Origin of the sequence: Arthrobacter sp. M4, assembly GCF_020251205.1 — a bacterium.
GTDB lineage: Bacteria > Actinomycetota > Actinomycetes > Actinomycetales > Micrococcaceae > Arthrobacter.
The window spans coordinates 19,516-39,882 of the sequence record NZ_JAIWYX010000013.1; the positions used below are offsets into that span (position 1 = coordinate 19,516).

Sequence of the window (20,367 nt, forward strand, 5' to 3'; positions counted from 1 at the left end):
GGTCAGGCGGTGCGGCTCTTGGCGTCCCGCCGACTGCTGTGTTCGGCCAGGACGGTCAGCGGGATGGCGACACCGGCGTAGAGCATTGCGGCCAGGCTGAGCATGTTCAGGTATTGGAAGTTGGTTGTGGCCAGCACATAGGCGCGGCTGAGGAGCTCAGGCACTGCCAGCGCGAAGGCCAGCGATGTTGCCTGGAAATAGATGACGGCCCATCCCAGCAGCGGGGGGACCACGATCTTGAGTGCCTGGGGCATTACGACCTTGCCAAAGATCACTCCCCCGGACATGCCCAGCGCCTTGCCCGCTTCGGTCTGGCCCTGGGGCACGGATTGAATCCCTGCGCGAAAGACCTCAGAGGTGTAAGCCGCGAAGGAGACTCCGAGTCCGATCATGGCCGCGGGCATGGCGTCGAGCGTGATGCCTGTTTGGGGCAGTCCGAAGTAGACAAGGTAGAGCAGGACCAGGGCCGGCACTCCCCTGCCGACTTCCACTACGGCCACCGCCGGGTACCGCACGATTTTGTCTTTGCTGGAGATGCCCACGGCGAGCAGTAGTCCCAAGGGAAGACCGATGGCCAACAGCCCGGCGGTAAGTTGCAGGCTCACTCCCAGGCCTGGGAGCAGGTCCAGGAAGAGCTTCGTCCAATTGTCGTTTGTCATGCCCTAACCGCCCATCGTGCTGCGATCTTTGCTCCTGCCCAGCGGCCAAAGGCGGCCACCGGAACGCTGATGATGAGGTAGACCGCGCCGGCCAGAATGAAAATGAGGAGACCATCCATGGAGCGCTTGCTGGCCGCGAGGGCCATGGCTGTGATGTCCTGGGCGCCGATGACCGAAGCCACCGCGCTGTCCTTCAGGAGTCCGATGAAGTATGCAATCGCCAACGGAATAACAGCCACGAGTGCCTGGGGCGCTGTGACGTTGGTGAATGAAGAGATCCGGGACAATGACAGTGCCTGTGCAGCCTCCTGCTGCCCACTGGGCACTGAGTTCAGTCCGGCCCGGTAAATCTCTGCGATGTAGCCCGCGGAGATGACGCTCAGGCCCACGATGGATGCATTGACGCTGGAGAAGTGAATCTTGAACTGCGACAGGCCGAAATAGATGACGAACAGCCACACGATGGGCGGAACGCCGCGTGTGATCTGAATGTACGTGCCGCCGATGAGTCGCAGCAGCGGTAACCGGGATACCCGGGCGAGTGCAACAGGTATGGCAATTATTGCGCCAAAGACGAAGCTGGAAATTGTCAGGGTTGCGGTTGTGCCGATTCCGGCGGCAATGGATGAAAACGCCCCAGGGAGGTTCATCTGTCGGTCACCGCCTTCAGGAACTTGCGTGTCCTGTCGGCCTGGGGGTTGCGGAGGACCGATGAAGGGTTGCCTTGTTCGACGATGACCCCGTCGGCCATGAAGACCAAGTGGTCGGCCACATCTTCGGCAAAGTGCATCTCGTGCGTGACTACAAGCATGGTCATACCTGTCCGGGCGAGTTCCCGCATGACGGCCAGCACTTCGGCGCCAAGTTCAGGGTCAAGCGCGGACGTCGGCTCATCGAAGAGCATGATCTCGGGGTCCAGCGCCAAGGCCCGGGCGATGGCGATACGCTGCTGCTGGCCGCCAGAGCATTTGGAAGGCTTGACGTCCGCTTTCGAGGCAAGCCCCACCCTGTCCAACAGTTGAAGGGCGCGATCGCGCGCTGCATCCTTGCTCCGTCCCAAAGCCTTCACCTGGGCCAGCATGATGTTTTCTGCCGCAGTGAGGTGTGGGAAGAGGTTGAACGACTGGAAGCACATGCCGACTTTGCGTCGCAGAGCCATCAGTTCCGCTGCAGTGGGTTTGCCCGACCGGACGCTGAATACCCCGTCAATAAGGATCTGGCCGCTCGTGGGCTCCTGAAGGTGGTTAAACGTCCTGAGCAGAGTGCTCTTTCCAGAGCCACTCGGTCCGATAATGGCGCAGACTTCACCCTTGGCCACGCCGAGGGATACGTTGTTCACTGCCTTATGGCCATGAAACTCGACGACGATATCCCTCGCCTCGGCAGCGTAGGCGGCCGGTGCTTCGCCCTGCGGACGGGAACTGGCGCTGTGAGGTAAGACGGCGTCCATCCTGAGGCCTTTCGCTCGTGGGCCGGTCCCTTGTCGACCGGCTGTTTACTCGAATGTAGATCTGTGTCACATTGCGAGGAACTGGAATCATTCCGAAAAGGATCCGGTTGGGTTCAGAAATCCCACCATTGGTCCGCCTTGGGGTTCCCGACATGATGAGTTCGGAGATATCCGCAAGGAAGACGGGAAGATGAGTCAGTTCGAACCCGACACAAGCCGCTATGGACGCGACGACCGTCGCCGGGAACATGTGCATTTAGAGGCGCCGCGCACGTCCATCGAGTGCCCTGACGATTGCCTTTACTGCGCAGGACCTGAAACTGACTAGCCCGTCTGCATCCCCGCGTGGATGTAGATCAAAACTGGCTGGCGCATGCCAGGGAGGGAACGAGTAAATGATGATGGAAATCAACATCGACACGGTGCCAAAGGGTCGGCATTACAGTCATGCGGTACGCATGGGAGATCTTGTCTTTACGACGGGGCAGGTTCCCGTGGACTCAGGCGGGAACACGGTTGGCAACGATATCGTGGCCCAGGCCAGGCAGGTTTTTGCCAATCTGGAGGCGGTTCTGTCTGAATCCGGAAGCAGTCTTCGTCAAGTCGTGAGGACGACGATGTACCTGACGGACATTGAGGCGGTCAGTCAACTCTCCGATTTGCGAGATGAAGTGTTCGGCGAGTCCCGCCCGGCCAGTGTCGCGGTTGAGGTTCCACGCTTGTGGGATCTGCAGCACTTGATCGAGATTGAGGTCATCGCCACCGTCTCGGCTCGCTGAGAGACAACACAGATCAAACAATCAGAAATAGAAATGTGCCGGCTGAGCCGTTCAACGCTCAGCCGGCATTTCGTTGTAGTAGCGAGGACACCGCCCCAGGAACACTTTCGCCCACCTGGACAAGGACGCGGGATGTTCTAGTCCCGCCAGGATGCGGCGATGTCGCTAATTGTGGTGAGCCAAACCCCGTCATGGGAAGTGACGTGGTCGAGGAATTGCTCAAGCATGAGCAGGTGGTGGCCGCGTCCGATGGTCTGCGGGTGCAGGGTCAAGGCGAATACGCCGTTTGGCACCCGTTGGTAGGCAAAATCAAACAGGTCAGTCCATCTGGCCAGGACATCCCTGGTTGATGCCATGCCCACGCTGCGCGGAAGGTTCTCCAGTGGGGGAAAGTCATCGAGGTACCAGGAGACGGGTATTTCCAGCACTGGGCTGGGATCGCCGAAAACATTGCCTTCTTCGCGGCTTTGGCTGATGACGGGTCGCGGGCGGTAGGGTTCAAAATCCCTCCCCATGAGCGACGAATCCCAGACGAAATCGAATTCCTCCAGCAGGCCCAGGGTCGAATCCGAAAAGTCCCATGCCGGGGACCTGTAACCGTTGGGCCGCCTTCCGAGGAGTCGCTCGTGTTGGCCTATTTGAAGTTCCATGAGCCGGCGTTCTTCGGCTGGCTCAAGTTTGGGAATGTATTCGTGGTAGACCCCGTGTGCGGCGATTTCATGGCCATGCTCTGCAATGGCGTGGCATTGCTTTGGAAACGTCTGCAGCGTGTGGGTGGGAATGCACCAGGTGGTTTGGATGCCGTAGCGCTGAAAAGTTTCCAGGAGCCGGGGTACACCGACTTCGGCTCCGAATTCGCCCCGTGACAGGACTGTGGGTGAGGTGGAGCCAAAAGATCCCATCCAGACGCTGTGGGCGTCAAAGTCGGCGCTGATGGAGACGGCAAGCCTTTTTCCCTCGGGGAGCTTCAGAGCCATGCGAGGTCCTTTGTGCCGTGGCTGATCTTGTGGCCGATGAGGGCGTTGAGAACTCCGTTGGATCCTTCGCCGGCGAGGAACAAGGCTGCGTCCCTGAGCAGTTGGGCGAAGCGGTTGTCTTCGAGGTAGCCGTTTCCTCCGGCCAGTTCCATGGCGGTCAGGGACGCCTTGACGGCAGCGTCAGCGGCGAAGACCTTCGCGGATGACGTCTCGAGGTCGTGTCGTCCGCCTGCCTGCTTGGCGTTCGCCGCTGCGTTGGTGAGTGCTTTGGCGGCCGCCAGGGTGTTGGCCGTCTCTGCCAGTTGCGCTTGAACCGCTGGCATGTCACTAACCGTCTGACCGAAGGCTTCGCGCGCCCGGACGGATTCGACGGCGTTCCAGAGGGCGCTGCGTCCCACACCCACTGCCGCGGCTGCGACAGCGAGGCGCCCCACTTCGAGAGCGTCCATGACCTGGGCGAAACCGTGCCCGGGAACTGTGCCTATCAGGCGGTCTTTGGGGACCTGGAGGCCATTGATGCGCAGCTCACAGGTTTCGATGCCTTTTGTGCCCAGCTTGGGGAGCTTCCGAACTACCTCCCATTCGTCGCGGTGCAGCATGAACAGTGAGAGTCCGGGCTGGCCCGGGACGCGGTGGTCGGTTCTGAGCAGGACCATCATGGCATCGCTGTGATCAGCGTGGGTGATGAATGTCTTGTGCCCGTCAATCAGCCAGCCGTCACCGTTGGGGCGTGCCGTCGAGGAGATGTTTTGGAGGTCTGATCCTCCGCCTGGTTCGGTCAGGCCGAGGCATGCTGCCTTGTCGCCGGAGGTTAGGGCCGGAAGCCAGTCCCTCTTCTGCTCCTCTGTTCCGTAGTGCTTCAACGTCCAGACCGAAGATGAGTGGGCATTGACTACGGGTATCAGGCTGAGCCAGCCACGGGCTATCTCCTCCAGCGCCAGGCAGTAAACGGGAAGTGGGCGCCCACTGGCCGCAAAGAGCCCGAGTTCCCTGAGCCGCTTGACCAAGGTCGCCGGATACGAGCCTGAAGCATCGAGTTCGGGGGCTTGGGGTATGACTTCTTCGTCTACGAATTGCGTGATCCGGGCCAGGAATTGCTGGTCGTGTTCAGAGAGATCCTGTTGCATAGAGATGGTTGCTTCCTAGGTTGAGGCTGGGACGTCCCAGCGAGAATTCCTCGAAGGGCATCCCCGGGTCTTCGCCGGCCACCATTTGAGCCATCAGTTCCCCACCGTAGAGTCCTGTGGCGGCTCCTGCGCTGTGGCCGGTGTTGATGTAGAGGCCTTCGACCTGGTCGATGATGGGCAGTTCGTCCGGGGTGCTGCCCACGATTCCCGCCCAGAGGCCGGTCACGCCAAGTTCGCCGTACTCCGGTCGGCGGTTGAGGATCGTGTCGATCATGACCCGGGATGATTCAAGGGTGATGTGGGGGTTGAGTGAGTTGGCGGCATCGAGTGTATGGCCCACGTATAGGTTTCCCTCACCACCTTGGACCACGACGTCTTCGTATCCGGGCTTGCCCGGCAACGGTTCCGGATCGCTGAATGCGTCGTCCCTGTAGGAGGGCAGGGCCGTGAGGGGCTTCAGGTGCCGGGCGCCAAGTGGTCCCCGGGTCATGGCGGGCAGGTTCGCCCGAATGGGCTGGGTCATGAGCAACCCGACCCTCACCAGCTTTAGGGGCAGCTGAACACCTTCGGAGTCGAGGTTGGTGGCCCATGGACCGGCGCACCAAACAACACCACCGGCAACAATGTTGCCCCGCATGGTTCTGATGCCGGTTACCGCGTTGCCGCTTCTGATCAGGCTCAGCGCCGGGGTGTTTTCATAAATCCGGACACCGAGCTTCCGGACAAGCTGCCCCAGGCCCTTGACCAACTTTGAGGTGTTCAGCTTCGCGTCGTCCGCGAAGTACACCGCCCCGATAGCCGACTCGGGAACACCCGGCGCCATCTTCCGAGCGTCGTCGGCAGAGATTTTCTCAGCCGACAGGCCCAGGCGACGTCGGTCCTCGGCAAAGTCTGCAAGTATCTGGGCCTGCTGTTCTGTTTCGTAGAAGAACACACCGCCCGAGGCCGTGTAATCGAAGGTTGGGCCCAGCTCGTCTTCAAGGTGCCGCAGTGCTTCCAGGCTGTTTTGGGCCAGGCTCAGCTCGGCTCCGGAACGCATGGACTGAAGCCAGACCCCTCCGGAGTTCCGGCCGGAGGCGCCGAAGGCGAGGAAGCGCTGTTCGACGAGAACGACGTCGTAACCGCGGCGGTTCAGGGCATGCGCGGTGGCCAGCCCTGCGATCCCGCCGCCGACGACAACGATGTCCGCTTGGTCCAAGTTCATGTCCCGCTCCTTTGCCCGTGTGCGACGCCTATGTGGCGTGCCACCCTCCATCGACGTGAATCACCTGTCCAGTAATGTACGACGCCTGCTCGCTGGCCAGGAACACGACGAGACCTGCGACCTCCTCAGGTTGCCCCGAACGCCTGAGGGGAATGAGGAAATCCATCAGTTCGGGGGTGGCCCCGACGCCCCGGTTCATGTCCACGAGGTGGCCGATTTGGTCTCCCGAGTTGGCGCGAATGTTCGTCGCTGTCACGCCTGGGGCAACGACGTTTGCCGTGATTCCGTCGGGTCCGAGGTCCACGGCCAGTCGCCGGGTCATGCCTTCAATCGCGGCCTTGCTGGCTGCGTAGGCGAAACCGTCTGCCGCCCCGTGCTGGCCGGCGACGGATCCGATGTTGATGATCCTTCCGCCGCGGCCCTTCAGTGTTGCACGTGCCGCTTTGCAACCGTTGAAGTAACCGGTGAGGTTCACGTCGATGATGCGCTGCCACAGTTCGGGCGTCGTCTCGTCGATTCCGGCGTAGCCGTCGAAGAGGCCAGCGTTGTTGACGAAAACATCCAGGCCCTCATCAGCGGCGGCCGTTTCGGCGAAAGCGTGCATGGCCTGGAAGTCCGACACATCGAGCTGGGTGGTGTGGATGTCGCCGCTGACCGTGCTTTTCAGCTCGGCCAGCCGGTCCTCCGAGATGTCACCAACAAATACGGTGTCGCCCAGTTCGATGAATGCTGCGGCGATGGCGCGGCCGATGCCGGCTCCGGCGCCGGTGATGGCTACTCTGCGTCCCATCCGGATTCCTTTCTGTCTGTTTCAAAGTCCCTGACTGTCTGGTCATATTCAGCCGTGCCGTGGGGCACGACCCTGATGGGGCGTCCTGCCCGCAGCTCCTCGGTCACGTGGGCGATGACTCCGGGCAGCGTCGAGAGGATGGCCAGGCCGGTGGTTTCCTCCGGGGAGAAGCCCATTTCGACCAGGACGAGGCCCATCATGCCCACGTCATTGAGGACGATGGATTCCCTGCCGGGCAGGCGGGTGAATGCCGCATGGATCTGTTCGAAGAACTCCGCGCGGGGACCCCACACGCCCGCGGCGACCGCTTTTTCCCGCAGCTTCCGGGCGCGCGGGTCGACGAAACGGAATACCGGGTGTCCCAGACCCGGGATGCGCTGCTTCTTGGCTCGAAGTTCCTCCACGATCTGCGCGGCGAGCTGGGGTGCCGGGATCTGTTCGGTTTCCAGCCGCTGGTAGGCCTGGATGCAGAAACGCGCGGTTTCTGCCGGATCCATCGTGTTTTTTCCAACGCCAAGGACACTGGCCGCCATGGCCGCTGCCATATTCGGGTTTGCCGATGCCACGTACCGCGCGGCAACGGTTCCGGATTTCTGAAGTGAGTAGTCCAGCACTGCTGAAAGTACGGCGTCGAGCAGTGCCGCCTCGGCCGGCGTCGGGATGCGTCCGCGGAGAAGGAGGAAAGTGGCGGCTGAGAACGGCAATCTGCCAATCAGCTCTTCGAGATCGTAGCCACGGATAAACACTTTTGAGTCGGTGACCCTGCTGATCGAGGTAGACCAATAGGCCGAAGTTTGCTCCGGTTCCTCGGGTTTCAGGGGATTCTGTGCAGCGGGTGCGGCATGGACGTTCATGCAAACAGCGTAAGGTTCGGCCTGCGGGGAGACCATTGGAGGCTTTATGGGAGATGGTTCGTCTTTTCGTAAATGTAACTACGAAAAGCCGGTCCAGTCTTTTCGCTCCCTGGCTAGAATCGCAATATGCAAGACGCTCAAGGAGGGTCCAGGCCTTCCAGCGCAGACCAAGTCGGCGCGGGGGCCCAGGTAACTCCATGCACGATTGGGGATCTGCTCAGTCATCCGGCACTTCAGCTCGCTCCCATCCGAATGCCCGATTCCGCCCGGACCCGGGTCATCGTCTCTGCCCAAATCGTGGTGGAACCTGAGGACGTGGAGGGACTCGGCCGCAATGAACTAGTCCTGATTCTTGGTTCCATGCCGCAAGACGGTGCCGAGTTAGACCGGCTGGTCACGAAGATCTTCGAGGTGGAGGCTTCTGCGGCCGCTCTTCCCGAGACTTATCGCGGACCCTTTCGCCGCGCTTTGATCGATGAACTGGCCGGCCGCCGGATTCCTGTGTTGGAGGTGCCGCAAAGCACTCGTTTCGCTGACCTCATCGACACAGTGAACCGCTTTCAGGCCAGTCCCGATTCGGTGCGCTTCAACCGCATGCTCACCATGCAGCAATCCCTCGTTGCAGCGCTGGGACCCAACCAGCCCGTGACGGCGTTGCTCTCACGCCTGGCCAAGGTGTGCGGGGGCGGCGCCGGAATGCTCCGTGCCTCCGGCGAAGTGGAAGCCTCGGAGGGTGTTTTGCCCTTCCGGCTCCTCTTGGAGGAAATCGCTGATTCGAGGTTCCCGGAAATCGAGGTCAACGTCTCCGGATGGAATGCCCTCGCGATCAGGTTCGCCGAGTCGACGAACCGCCCTGTCCGCTGGCTGCTTGTAGGCAGTCGCAGGGAACAGTTTGTCAGTTCCTACGTCAGGGCGGCTGCCCGGGTCACGGCCTCGCTCATCGATGCGACGGATAGGATTGACGTTCTCGTGGCCAATCAGGACCAGGCCGTGCGTAGTTCGGTTCTCAGTCAACTGCTTGACCTCAACCCGTATGACAATCCCGATGTCCTTGCCGGTCGGGCGGCGTCCCTGGGCGTGACGTTTGCCCGTGAGGTGCGTGTCCTGGACATTGTGAGGTTCGGGCCGAGGACGGTTTCCGGCACGCTGGCGACTCCGCTTGAAGAACGCATCAGCCGGGCCTTTATCAAATTCGGCGCCACCGTCCTCGTTAGCCGGCGCAGCTCGAGCACCGCTGTGCTGGTCGAGGCCGAACCGCGGGTGAGGGATCAGGCGCTTTCCTACCTTGCGGCCGAGGACAGTGGCCTGGTCATGGGACTTGGACGCGCGATCACCCATGTGCGGGACGTGAGCACGTCACATTACGACGCCGTTCTGGCACTTCAGCAGGCCCGTCTCCAGGCCGGCACGCGGGTCTTCAGCTATGACGATTTCAAGTTCACGACACGGTTGCTCGCGCATGTGGGATTGGAGCGGATGGCCGAATGGTCCACAGACATTATGGGTCCGCTCAAGGACAAGCCCATTCTGGTTGAAGCCCTGGATGCCTTCTTCGAAGCTGAACTTGACGTTATGGCCGCTGCCAAGGCGCTGCACATTCATCACAATTCCCTGCGCTACCGGCTTCAGAAGATCGAAGAAATCGTCGGGGGAACACTGCGCTCCCCCGATGTGATCGCAGCGGTTCAGCTGGCCAGGCTCGCTGAACAGGCCAGCACAGCCGCCGGCCGTTCCGTTCGACGGCCGGCGCAAAGGCAGGCCGGCGTCGCCCGAGGCGCTGCCGCCGTCGAGAGTCCCCTGGACAGAAGCGAGACGGAAGCACCGACCGGTCTTGGTGCGGTGCCAATAGACTGAAGGCCGGGCCCGGATCCGCGATCCAGACCCGGCCAAAAGCCGGTCACTAAGCGCGTTGGTTCAGCCGATGCAAGATGTTCTCGGCCTCCGTAACCATGTTTTCCACGATCTTGGCTGCAGGCAGGATTTCAGTGACGGTCTGAATGCCTTGGCCTGCCGGCATCATGCCGGTGGCCAGGTCTCCGTCCTGGTAGCCCGTCTCCACCAAGGTCCCCGCTACCGCGTACTGGGCGGGGAAGTTGGCGATCTCGCCGGATAGTTCCTCCCATCGCGAGGTCCACTCGTTGCGGAGAGCCCGCAGAGGTTTCCCGGTGTAGGACTTGGTCAGTACCGTGTCTTTGCTCTGCCCTTCGACGACGCGCCTTTTAAAGGATTCGTGGCCATAGGCTTCGTCCGAGGCGATGAAGCGGGTGCCGACCCACACTGCCTCAGCTCCGAGGGCGAGGGCAGCAGCGAAGCCGCGGCCGTCGCTGATGCCGCCGGCGGCTGCCACAGGAACGTCGACAGCGTCGACCAGGCCGGGGATAAGGGCCATGGTGCCGACGTGGCCGGTGTGGCCGCCACCCTCAGTGCCCTGTCCAATGATGAAGTCTGCACCGTTTTCCACCGCGGTCCGGGCCCTGCCGATGGAGCCGCACAGCGCGCCCACGAGAATCCCTCTGGTGTGGCACTGGTCGATGAACTCCCTGGGTGTTGCAAAGGTCAGGATGACCACGGGGGGCGCCTCATCCAGGACCACATCCACCTGCCCTTGAACTGCTCCCTTCGTGAGCAGCGCTTCCACGCCCTTGAGTTTCGTCCTGTCGTCGGGCGACAGCCGCTCCCACAGCTCGCTGACGGGTGCCCAGCTGGCATCGTCGTCGGAAGTGAGAACTTCCGGCAAGAGCAGATTCACCGCAAACGGGTTTGAGGTTCGTGCCTTAATGTCGCGTATCTCGGCCCGGAGGGCCTCAGGGAGGAAACTGACGCCGCCAAGACAGCCCATGCCACCGGCGTTGCTGACAGCCACCACCAGGTCTGCCTGGGAAACCCTGGCCATGCCCGCAGAAAGGACAGGATGCCTAATGCCGAGCAAATCGGTAAGTCGTGTTTTCATGTTCTGGCTCCAACTGATGATGACGGGGTGGTCGCGGACTCGGCAGACCGCAGGCGCAGTGCAATCTGTTCGGGTATTGGACGTGCTGCCTCGGCGTCCGGGTCGACGTTGACGTAGATGCTTTCAACCCGGCACACCTGGTGCCTGCCGACGGAAAGCTCGAACCGTAGGGTGAAACTTGATGTGCCGACCCGCGTGCAGCCGACCTGGACGTCCACCAGATCGTCCAGCCGCACAGGCCGGGTGAATTCCAGTGAGGTTTGAACGACGGATGGGTCAAAGCCCTCCTCCAGCATCTGGGGGTAGCTCCATCCGAGGTCCCTGAAGAACTCGGTCATAGCGACGTCGGTATATTCGAGGTATCGGGAATTGAACAGATACTTCTGGGCGTCCGTCTCGTGGTATCTGGCCCTGATCCTGTGAATAAACGGTTCGCTAGACACGCTCAATGCTGCCTTCCCGGATCGCATCATACAGCTCGGGTCTGATGTATTTGAGGCCCGGAGGCTCCGGATTCGCCCTGGAAACGGCCACCAGCTCGGTGTCGAGGTCAGCAAGGATGATGCCTTCCTCACGAGTGTCGGCGTGGGCGGCCAATACACCATCGTTCAGCCCGAAGGTCCGGTCAAGCGGCGTGGCAACCATCGCAAAGCCTGTGCATCGCAAGGGCGAATCATGGGGGATGCCGTTACTGCCCACCAAGGGCGCGACGGCGACATACAACTGGTTCTCCATCGCACGGGCATGTGCCCCGTAACGGACCCTGTTGGCGCCACGGCTGTTCCAGGTCAGGGAAGGTGCAAGGATGAGCTCTGCTCCTCGGAGGGCCAATTCGCGGGACACTTCGGGGAACTCGATATCGGCGCAGATTTGAACCGCGACGCTCACACCCTCCACCCGGGTGAGCATGACACGTTCTCCTGGTGAGATTCCCATGGCGCGCTCCGGCGGCGTGAGGTGCAGCTTGTCCTGCTGGTCGACCCGTCCATCCGCATGGAAAATATATGCCGTGTTCCTGAGGCTGCCGTCGGGCAGGCGCCGGATGTTGCTTGCCCCGGCGATTGTGGTGCCGCACCTTTTGGCAATTGCGGACATGAGATCCACGTAGTGGTCGGCGATGAGCGGGAAGAGCGTGCGGTAGGCTTCGTCGATCCGGCCCGCTTCCAGGGCGGCTGGGTTTGGATGGCTGGCGAGCAGGCCTGTCGTCACCAGTTCCGGGAGGAGCACAAGTTGGGCGCCGTCAGCAGCGGCACCCTCCACGAGGGAGGAAACGTGCTGCGATAAAGCTTCGAGGGAGGGCTCCGGACGAAGGGCGAACTGTGCGGCCGCGATCCGCAGCTGGCTCATGCGGGGACTCCCTTCTTTTGTAGGTCCTGCTTGAGTTGCCGGCGGTCTACCTTGCCGGTTCGGGAATTGATTGGAAGTGCGTCCAGCGCAACGAATAACCCGGGCACCTTGTATCCAGCCAAGTGCGCCGTGCAGTGCGTCCGTAGCCCCTCAGGATCGAGGGTGTGGCCCTCCCGCAGGATGAGCGCGGCCGCGACTAGCTCACCGTACAGTTCGTCCGGTAGTCCGACGACGGCGGCGCTTCGCACGGACGGATGGGAGGCAAGGACTGCCTCAACTTCAGAAGGCGAAACGTTGCTGCCGCCACGGATGATAATGTCAGAGAGCCGGCCTTCCACGAAGACGTATCCGCTCTCGTTGACCTTGACCAGATCCCCCGTCCGGTACCAGCCGTCGGGCGTCAGGGCTTTGGCCGTTTGTTCCGGATCCTTCCAGTACCCGAGGAAGAGAGCAGGCCCCTTCCACAGCGCCTGACCCACGGTCCCCGGTGCGACGTCGCGGCCGTTCTCGTCGACCACGCGCATGCTCGCGCCCGACGCGACCTTTCCCGATGAACCCTGCACGGGAATGGGATCGACGTACGGGTCGTATGTAACGGCGGGAAAGCATTCGGAAGCGGCGTAGACATCATGGACCGGGCAGCCCGTTGCCTGGGTCCAGCGGGCGAACACGTTCTCGTTACGTGGCTCGCCACCGGAGATGCAGAGCCGCAGCCCGGGCATATCGACGTTGCCGATTTCTTCCAGCCGCTCGGTGAGCTTGACGAACATCGTTGTCACTCCGGCCAGGAAGGTCCCGCCAAACCTGTTCAGGGCTTCGATGATGAGGTCCGGTTTAGTTCGCTGCAGGACGATGATTTGCCCGGCTGCGGTCAGGGTTGCCATGGACGTGGTGACTAGCCCGAAGGCCCAGGCCATCGGCAGGCACACGACGGTCCGGTCCTCCGGACCGAGATGCCAGACTTCGGCGTACGCCTCTGCGGCCGCAAGCAGCCCAGTATGGGAGTGCATAACGGCTTTTGGAGCGGCAGTGGAGCCCGAGGTGTAGCAAATCAGGGCGAGATCACTGGGATCCGCTTCGGGGGAATCCCAGCGCTCCCACGTGACAGGTACGTCGGTGGCCGCAAAATCGTCGTTGGAGATGGTGACCGTGGGCGGCGCTTCGGGAACGCTTCGGACAAGGTCATTTGCCCTAGCGTCAACAACTGCTACGACGGCTTCCGAATGGCTCAGGGCGTAGGCAATTTCCGACGGGCCTGAAGAGGCATAGAGCGTGGTCAGCACCGCGCCGGTGCGCCAGACGGCAACTGCCGCGGCCAGGTGGATGGCGGAATTGTCCGCCATGAGGATCACGCGGTCCCCCGGCTTTGCGCCGGCCGCGGCGATGCGTCGTGCCAGGGCGTCGCTGGCACGGTCCAACTGCTTGTATGTCACGACCAGTTCGCCGTCCCGTACTGCGTCACGGTGCGGGTGAGCGAGGGCTCTCTGCCTCAGGACATGGGAAAAAGTCTGGTTCAGAGTCATCCGTTGGCCCGCTTGAACATGACGACCCACTGCCCTTCCTGACAAACCTCGCCTTTCTGATTAACGACGGAAACGTCGAACGTCACCACTCCACGGTCCGGCTTGGAGGACGACGCCTTCTTGCCCGCAACGGCCTGCTCGACTCGGATAGTATCCCCGATACGGACCGGTCCTTTAAGATTCCAGGTCATCCCAAGGAAAGCGATCGCCGTGCCCTCCTTGATGCCGAGACGAGACTCGAGCCCGGTAGCCACAGCGAAAACGCCAGGACCGTGAAATATACGTCCCCCAAACTGAGTGCGCTTGGAGAATTCCTCATCCGTGTGGAGCGGGTTAAAATCGCCGGAAATACCGGCGAACATCACCACGTCAGCTTCGGTGATGGTCCGGGCCGGTGAGGTCCAAGACTGCCCAATCTCAAATTCGTCAAAGTACAGGCCGGTGGAGCCTTTCAACTGGGTTTCAGTCATTCTGTATGTTCTCCATGGGAGCCAGGCGGCACAGCCGCGATTACAAGTCCGTCAGTGTCATCCTGACGCCGCCCCAGCGCCGGTTCCATTGGAGGGATGCTCAAACAAGACGTCTCAATTCATAACAATTACAACGGCCCTTACATTTGCCGGAGATTCGGCCCTCCCGTCGTCCAGCCCACCAAACATTTTGGTAGCTCTCTAAAGAAGCAGGCCTCTTCTCGGAACTCCTACTATTCCTCCCGCTACATGGGGGGGCGTAGCGTCCCTGACATGAAGCACACAACTGATGGACGCACGCGCATCTGTTTCCTGAACCCGTTCGGTACAGATCGGTACGATGACCTGATCAAAGAAGTCCTTAGCTCCTCGCTGCGCGACACAACGGAATTGGATATCTGGCACTTGCACGCCGGTCCGAGGAACCTTGACTATTACGCGCCAAAGCAAGTTGTCCAGGTAGAAATCCTGCGGGCTGCCAAGGCCGCGGAAGCTGCCGGCTATGACGCCCTCGTCATCGGTTGCCTTTACGATCCCGCACTGACGGAAGCCCGCGAACTGGTGAAAATCCCTGTGATCGGACCACTGGAGGCTTCGACGGCACAGGCGCGGATGTTTGGCCACCGCTACGCGATCGTGACCGACCATCACAAGGCAGTCCCTGAGCTCGAGGACAGGCTGCGGATCTACGGAACGGAGGCCAACTGCCGCAGCGTTGAAGCCGTGGGCTGGTTCGTCGATGACATGGTCAAGGACACCGACGCCGTGGCGACAGACACCTACGCCGTCGCACAGGAAGCCCTGAAAAGGACCGGCGCCGAAGCCATCCTGATCGGCTGCACGATCGTATCCGCTTGCTACGAACTCGCCGTCCAGCGCGGCCGAACCGAACTGGCGGACCTCCCAGTGATCAACCCCAACCTCATCGCGGTCAAGACCGCGGAAATGTTCGCGGACATGAACAAGGCAGGACAATACCGTATTGCCCGCAACGCCTACTACCAGAACCTCGCCGATCACAACCCGGCAGAGGCGGACGACGTCGCTCCGTACTTCGAAACGGACATCTACGAAAGGACCATCTAAGTGTCGACCTCCGTATTGATCGTTGGTGGCGGCCTCGTCGGCACGTCATCTGCCTACTTTGCTGCCCGGGAAGGCCTCAACGTCACCCTCCTTGAGCAAAAGCACGTTGGCTACGGCGCCTCCGGACGGAACCCCGGCTTCGTCTGGCTGCACTGCCGGAACCCCGGCTGGGCGCTGAACATCTCCTTGAAGGGCCGGGCGCTGTACGACCAGCTCCGCCAGGATCTTCCCGTGCCGTTTGAGTTCCGGACCGATGGCGGACTCATCTACTTCTACGACGAGCGCCAGGAACAGGTCTTCAAGGAGTTCGTGGCCGCGCGCCAGACCGACGGCCTGGACATGTCCCTCATCGACGGCAAGGAAGTCCGCTCACTCGTCGGCCCCATCAGGGAAGATGTCGTAGGCGCGAGCTTCTGCTCCAACGACGCCCAGATCAACACCCCTACTGTCGTTGCTGCGCTGGCAGCAGGTGCCCGAGCTGAAGGCGCGACGCTGCGTGAAGGCATCACCGTTTCCAAACTGATCTTCTCCGGGGAGAGGATCATCGGCGTCGAAACCAACGAAGGCAACTTCTTCGCCGACAAAGTAGTCATCGCCTCCGGTGCGTGGACGGAAAAGTTGATGAAGGCCAGCGGACTTGACGTTCCCGTCGGCCGCGAACGCCTGCAGGTAATGGCCACGAAGCCCCTGCCTCCACAGATAATGCCCGTGGTATATGGGCCCAACGCCACGAAAGCCTACTCGCTCTTCAGGAACCTCCCCAGCTGGGACGATGAGCTGTTCCGCAGCCGCATCGAAGAGGAAACCGGATACTCCTTGCTCACCCTCGCTGCCCAGCGGGCCAACGGAGAAATCCTGATCGGATGCCCGATGGACTACCCGGCGGAAGTAGATCTCTTCCCCAGCTTGGATGGACTCAAGGCTCTGGCAGAAGACATCATTGGCGATTTTCCCGGACTGGCCAAGGTAGGCATTGACAGGGTGTGGGCAGGCGTTCTTCCGTTCACCTCGGACATGGTGCCCGTCATCGACGAGATTGCCCCCGGCCTCGTGATGGCGGCCGGACACGTTTTCGGCAACTCCGCCGGGCCGATGACTGGCAAACTCATTAGCCAGCTGCTGACGGGTGCCGAGTCAGAGCTCGACATGACAGAAGTGCGCTGGAACCGGCAACTGGACCCGGTGATTCCAGGCGCATCAGTCAATTGGTGAACTAAACAGCAATTCACGGAGTACCCACGTCCAAGGAGAACCATGAGAGCGCTTCATGTCCGGCACCATAGAGTGGTGCTTGGTGACGTTGATTCCGCGGGTGTTGTTTATTTCGCAAGCGTCTTCCGCTGGCATGAGCACAGCTTCTCAGAATGGCTGGCTGAACGATATGAACCCCTCGGCCGCATCCTGGGCACGGGATCCGGTTTGCCAGTGGTGGCGTCCTCCGCTGAATACCCGGCGGCCATCCACCAGGACGACGTCCTCACCCTGCAATCGTGGGCGACAGAGGTCAAACGATCATCGTTCCTCTTTGGGACCACGATGCTGCGTGAAGGCACCTTGACGGCGACAGTCACCACGCGGCACGTCTGGACACGACGGAACCCTGACGGGGACTTTAGCTCCACGGAGCTTCCGCCTTCGCTGCGGATGCAGCTGTCTGGCCCCTGAGGTAGCCATCACCACAAAGCGCCGCCGGCATCCCGGCGGCGCTTTCGTTTTCCCGCGCACGCACTCCACTCAAGCAGCCGAACACCTCAAACCCGGGATTCCAGGACCACAGACGATCACGACATCCCGTCCCGCACGTCCGGTCCGCGCACGAATTACCCAAAGGCCACCCTGGAACCCACTTTCCCCCGGGCGAACAGACGGGCCGTGCGGTGGACTGCAGGCCCGGCGTGGCGCACCTGCTGAGCTGTGCTCCGGGAGGAACGCCCATTTCGGAGTGCCTCTTTCGAGAGTTCCTGATCCATTGAGCGGAGAAGAATGGAACCACCCCGCCCGCTTGGGCCCGGACCGCCGCCAGCCCAAGTGCGAAACCACTTCGCTGCTCCCTGAAGATGCCCCCTTCCCAGGCGTCGCAGGGCAGCGCAAAGCCCCGATCCCTCCGGAGAAGGAATCGGGGCCGTGATCGCGATACGATGCCTGCCCGGACTTCCCGGGCAGGCATCAGTCAGCAGTCACACTCGGGTTTGGCTGATCATCACATGCTTGACTTGGGAGTATTCATCCATGGAGCGCCCTGATAGCTCCTTGCCATAGCCTGATTGGCCGAAGCCGCCGAACGGCATCTCGGCGACCGTGGTCAAATGGCCGTTGACCCAGACCGTGCCAAAGGAAAGGTCCTTGGTCAGGCGGATTGTCCTGGAGAGGTCACGGGTCCAGATACTGGCTGACAGACCATAATTCACGTCGTTGGCCAGTCGCAGCATCTCTTCCTCGCTGGCCGCCCGCTGAACCGTGACGACGGGGCCGAAGACTTCCTTCTGCACCACTTCGTCGTCCTGATTCACGTCCACCAGAACGGTGGGCTCGATGAAGAATCCGGGCCGGTCAACCCTGCTGCCACCGGTGAGCACCCGTGCGGAGGTTTCACCAGCACGCTCAAGGAAGCCAAGGACGCGCTCCAACTGCCGCTCGGAGACCAACGGTCCCACCTGTGTCTCCGGATCGGCCGGATCTCCCACGCGCAGGCGCCGGACATTTGCCACGTACTTTTCCATGAATGACTCATAGACAGAATCATGGACGATGACTCGGCAGGCGGCCGTGCAGTCCTGACCGGTGTTGGTGAATCCTGCCATGGCCAGATATTCGGAGGCGTACTCAACGTCCGAGTCATCGAAAACCAGCACGGGCGCCTTGCCCCCAAGCTCGAGGTGAACCCGCTTCAGCGTGTTGGAGGCCGCAGCAGCGATCTTCTTCCCCGTGCCTCCGTCTCCCGTCAGGGAGACCATCTCGATCCCCGGGTGGTCCACGATCGCCGCCCCGGTCATGCCGTCGCCCAAGACGACGTTGAGGACCCCGGCAGGGAGAACAGACGCCGCAAGTTTGGCAAGGACCACAGTGGTGTAGGGAGTCAATTCCGAGGGTTTGAGTACCACGGTATTCCCTGCCGCAAGTGCAGGACCGATCTTCCAGACCGCCTCCAGCAGCGGGTAGTTCCACGGTGCAATGAGTCCGACCACCCCCACGGGTTCGCGCAGGACAATGGAGGTCATGCCCCGCTCGTACTCTCCTGCTGCGGTGTTCTCACCGAGCCTGGCCGCACCGGCATAGAACCGGAGCAGGTCCACGAGCAGGGGAATCTCTTCCCTGGCGTTGGAAATGGGCTTTCCCACATTCCAGCTTTCAAGCTGAGCAAGCTGTTCGCTGGCCTCGTCGATGCGGTCTGCGAGCCGGTTGAGGTACTCCCCGCGCTCCCGCGGGGTGGTGCGCCGCCATTCTTCGAAGGCGGCCCTGGCCGCCTTCACAGCGCGATCGACAGTATCGGAATCTGCCACCGGGGAGCTACCGGTGAGCTCCGCGGTGTTGGGGTCAGTCAATGTAAAGACCCCATGGGACGGTACCCATTCCCCACCGATAAAGTGGGCCAGTTCCGGAGTCTCAGCCGGGATATGCGATTGCACTCGCTCTGTTGAGGTCGTCATGAGTTGTCCTCCTTGATCAGGTCGGCTGCTTTGGCCCCGATCATGACCACGGTCATGTTCGGGTTGACGCGGACGAGTTCTGGGAACACGGAGGCGTCGGCAATTCGCAGTCCCTCGACCCCGCGTACCCGCAGCCGCGGGTCAACAACAGCATCAGGATCGTTCAACGAACCCATCTTGCAGGTAGCGCTTGGGTGGTAGACCGTGTTGGAGTAGCGTCGGGCGTACGCGCCAAGTTCCTCGTCAGTTTGCAGTTCAGGGCCGGGTGCGACTTCCTGGACGATCCAATCCTTAAGCGCCTCGGACTTGGCCAGTTCGCGAGCCAAGCGGATACCTTCAACGAGCAGGCGTTCATCGCGTCCTTCTTCGTCAGTGAAGTAACGCGGATCAACGATCGGCTTGTCCTTCGGATCCGCCGAGGCGAGCCGAATCGTTCCCTTGCTCGCAGGCCTTGCGACATTCGGGGCGAAAGTGAACGCAAGGGGAGGGTTGGGCAATTCGTTGAACGGCTCTGAGTGCAGCCAGTACGTGAAGTGCCCGATCGTGACCTGAATACTGAAATCGCCCTCTTGGAGGACGTCCGCGTAAAGCCCCAGGTCCAGTCCGTTGATACTGTCACCCGGTTCCTTCGTGGACTCCCAGATGACTGGGGTCTCGATGTGGTCGGACAGGTTGGCACCGACGCCGGGAAGGTCCTGGACCACCTCAACGTCGTGCTGCTTCAGGTGCTCTGCCGGGCCAATACCGGAAAGCATCAAGAGTTTGGGCGTGTCGATGGCGCCCGTGGAAAGAATGATTTCCCGCGTTGCTTCGAAACGACCCTTGTTTGTCTCGACCGCCACAGCCCGGCCGTCTTCCACCACTACACGGTGGGCCAGGGTTTCCAGCTGCAGGTATAGGTTCGGCGGGAGTTTGCTCGTGGGGAAAAGGTAGGCCACTGCCGTTGAGACACGGACGCCGCTGTCCTCGTTGAGGGAAACCCAGGAGATGCCTTGGCGGTAATCGCCCTGGGTGTTGTCGATGGTCTCGAAGCCTTGCTCATTTGCCGCGGCGATCCATGCGTTGGACAGTTCGGCTCCCTTGGTCACCGGGTGGACTCGAAGGTCTTCGAAGATCTGGTCGAAGTAGGGGGCGACGCTGGCTGCGTCCCAGCCCTCCGCGCCGAGTTCGCTCCACCGGTCCATGTCGGCGTCCGGGGCGCGAAGGGCCCAACAATCGTTGTGGGCACTGCAGCCCCCCAGCATTTTCGCCCGGCTTAGCCGCAGCAGCGAGTTCCCGCGTTCCTGGGGTGCGATGCCGTAGTCGTAGTCGTATTTCGGGTCCCCGACCAGGCCAAGGGATTCGTTGAGCATTAAGACCTTGGGGTCATTTTCGTTGGCGGGGCCTCCCTCAATGAGACACACGCTGACTTCCGGATCGTTAGCGAGCCGTTTTGCCAACGTGGCACCGGCCGATCCACCGCCAACAATGACGTAGTCGAAGGTGTTCTTTGCGCTGTTCATTA

The 20,367-nt window shown here is 61.4% G+C and carries 20 protein-coding genes; 5 read left to right on the plus strand and 15 right to left on the minus strand.

Features of this window, described 5'->3' with window-relative positions; all coding sequences use genetic code 11:
* Window positions 1–2: 2 nt before the first annotated feature.
* Genes LD110_RS18565 through LD110_RS18575 form a run of 3 tightly spaced genes read right to left on the minus strand, consistent with a single transcriptional unit; the run spans window position 3 to window position 2,109 of the window.
* Complete coding sequence (locus LD110_RS18565; RefSeq protein ID WP_225500937.1) at window positions 3–659, minus strand: amino acid ABC transporter permease; 657 nt, start codon at window positions 657–659, stop codon at window positions 3–5.
* A complete protein-coding gene (locus tag LD110_RS18570; RefSeq protein ID WP_225500939.1) occupies window positions 656–1,309 on the minus strand; it encodes an amino acid ABC transporter permease in 654 nt (217 codons plus the stop codon). The genes LD110_RS18565 and LD110_RS18570 overlap by 4 nt, the downstream gene beginning before the upstream one ends.
* Window positions 1,306–2,109, minus strand: a complete 804-nt coding sequence (locus tag LD110_RS18575; protein WP_225500941.1) for an amino acid ABC transporter ATP-binding protein — start codon at window positions 2,107–2,109, stop codon at window positions 1,306–1,308. The genes LD110_RS18570 and LD110_RS18575 overlap by 4 nt, the downstream gene beginning before the upstream one ends.
* A 395-nt stretch (window positions 2,110–2,504) precedes the next feature.
* Between LD110_RS18575 and LD110_RS18580 the strand changes: the two genes are divergently transcribed.
* Window positions 2,505–2,888: a RidA family protein gene (locus tag LD110_RS18580; RefSeq protein WP_225500943.1), complete on the plus strand. Its 384-nt coding sequence runs from the start codon at window positions 2,505–2,507 to the stop codon at window positions 2,886–2,888.
* 137 nt (window positions 2,889–3,025) lie between these two features.
* Here LD110_RS18580 and LD110_RS18585 read toward each other — a convergent pair whose 3' ends face one another.
* The 5 genes from LD110_RS18585 to LD110_RS18605 are packed head-to-tail and all read right to left on the minus strand — an operon-like array spanning window position 3,026 to window position 7,840.
* Window positions 3,026–3,865 (minus strand): polysaccharide deacetylase, encoded by an 840-nt coding sequence (locus tag LD110_RS18585; protein WP_225500945.1) that lies wholly within the window; start codon window positions 3,863–3,865, stop codon window positions 3,026–3,028.
* Window positions 3,856–4,992 (minus strand): acyl-CoA dehydrogenase family protein, encoded by a 1,137-nt coding sequence (locus LD110_RS18590; RefSeq protein ID WP_225500948.1) that lies wholly within the window; start codon window positions 4,990–4,992, stop codon window positions 3,856–3,858. Before LD110_RS18590 ends, LD110_RS18585 begins: the two co-directional genes overlap by 10 nt.
* Complete coding sequence (locus LD110_RS18595; protein ID WP_225500950.1) at window positions 4,973–6,196, minus strand: FAD-binding oxidoreductase; 1,224 nt, start codon at window positions 6,194–6,196, stop codon at window positions 4,973–4,975. Before LD110_RS18595 ends, LD110_RS18590 begins: the two co-directional genes overlap by 20 nt.
* A gap of 28 nt (window positions 6,197–6,224) precedes the next feature.
* Window positions 6,225–6,986: an SDR family NAD(P)-dependent oxidoreductase gene (locus tag LD110_RS18600; protein WP_225500952.1), complete on the minus strand. Its 762-nt coding sequence runs from the start codon at window positions 6,984–6,986 to the stop codon at window positions 6,225–6,227.
* Window positions 6,971–7,840: a citryl-CoA lyase gene (locus tag LD110_RS18605; protein ID WP_225500954.1), complete on the minus strand. Its 870-nt coding sequence runs from the start codon at window positions 7,838–7,840 to the stop codon at window positions 6,971–6,973. The genes LD110_RS18600 and LD110_RS18605 overlap by 16 nt, the downstream gene beginning before the upstream one ends.
* 252 nt (window positions 7,841–8,092) lie before the next feature.
* On the opposite strand from LD110_RS18605, the gene LD110_RS18610 reads away from it, so the two are divergent.
* Window positions 8,093–9,694 carry a helix-turn-helix domain-containing protein gene (locus LD110_RS18610; protein WP_225500956.1) on the plus strand — a complete coding sequence of 534 codons (1,602 nt, stop codon included), beginning with the start codon at window positions 8,093–8,095 and terminating at the stop codon, window positions 9,692–9,694.
* A 46-nt stretch (window positions 9,695–9,740) separates the two neighbouring features.
* On the opposite strand, the gene LD110_RS18615 is transcribed toward LD110_RS18610, so the two are convergent.
* From LD110_RS18615 to LD110_RS18635, 5 genes are read right to left on the minus strand one after another with little or no spacing between them, the layout of a single operon-like run.
* Window positions 9,741–10,790 (minus strand): nitronate monooxygenase family protein, encoded by a 1,050-nt coding sequence (locus LD110_RS18615; protein ID WP_225500958.1) that lies wholly within the window; start codon window positions 10,788–10,790, stop codon window positions 9,741–9,743.
* Window positions 10,787–11,233, minus strand: a complete 447-nt coding sequence (locus LD110_RS18620; RefSeq protein WP_225500961.1) for a thioesterase family protein — start codon at window positions 11,231–11,233, stop codon at window positions 10,787–10,789. The genes LD110_RS18615 and LD110_RS18620 overlap by 4 nt, the downstream gene beginning before the upstream one ends.
* Window positions 11,226–12,137 (minus strand): nitrilase-related carbon-nitrogen hydrolase, encoded by a 912-nt coding sequence (locus LD110_RS18625; protein WP_225500964.1) that lies wholly within the window; start codon window positions 12,135–12,137, stop codon window positions 11,226–11,228. Before LD110_RS18625 ends, LD110_RS18620 begins: the two co-directional genes overlap by 8 nt.
* Window positions 12,134–13,660, minus strand: coding sequence for a class I adenylate-forming enzyme family protein (locus LD110_RS18630; protein WP_225500966.1), 1,527 nt, complete (start codon window positions 13,658–13,660; stop codon window positions 12,134–12,136). Before LD110_RS18630 ends, LD110_RS18625 begins: the two co-directional genes overlap by 4 nt.
* Window positions 13,657–14,130 carry a MaoC/PaaZ C-terminal domain-containing protein gene (locus LD110_RS18635; protein WP_225500968.1) on the minus strand — a complete coding sequence of 158 codons (474 nt, stop codon included), beginning with the start codon at window positions 14,128–14,130 and terminating at the stop codon, window positions 13,657–13,659. Before LD110_RS18635 ends, LD110_RS18630 begins: the two co-directional genes overlap by 4 nt.
* 273 nt (window positions 14,131–14,403) lie before the next feature.
* Here LD110_RS18635 and LD110_RS18640 point away from each other — a divergent pair, with 273 nt between their 5' ends.
* The 3 genes from LD110_RS18640 to LD110_RS18650 are packed head-to-tail and all read left to right on the plus strand — an operon-like array spanning window position 14,404 to window position 16,881.
* A complete protein-coding gene (locus tag LD110_RS18640) occupies window positions 14,404–15,216 on the plus strand; it encodes an aspartate/glutamate racemase family protein (protein ID WP_225500970.1) in 813 nt (270 codons plus the stop codon).
* Window positions 15,217–16,428: an FAD-binding oxidoreductase gene (locus LD110_RS18645; protein ID WP_225500971.1), complete on the plus strand. Its 1,212-nt coding sequence runs from the start codon at window positions 15,217–15,219 to the stop codon at window positions 16,426–16,428.
* A gap of 42 nt (window positions 16,429–16,470) precedes the next feature.
* Entirely contained in the window at window positions 16,471–16,881 is a 411-nt protein-coding gene (locus tag LD110_RS18650) for a thioesterase family protein (protein WP_225500972.1), read from the plus strand.
* A gap of 512 nt (window positions 16,882–17,393) precedes the next feature.
* On the opposite strand, the gene LD110_RS18655 is transcribed toward LD110_RS18650, so the two are convergent.
* Window positions 17,394–18,863 carry an aminobutyraldehyde dehydrogenase gene (locus tag LD110_RS18655; RefSeq protein WP_225500975.1) on the minus strand — a complete coding sequence of 490 codons (1,470 nt, stop codon included), beginning with the start codon at window positions 18,861–18,863 and terminating at the stop codon, window positions 17,394–17,396.
* Window positions 18,860–20,365, minus strand: a complete 1,506-nt coding sequence (locus tag LD110_RS18660) for a GMC family oxidoreductase (RefSeq protein WP_225500976.1) — start codon at window positions 20,363–20,365, stop codon at window positions 18,860–18,862. The genes LD110_RS18655 and LD110_RS18660 overlap by 4 nt, the downstream gene beginning before the upstream one ends.
* Between the last annotated feature and the right edge of the window lie 2 nt (window positions 20,366–20,367).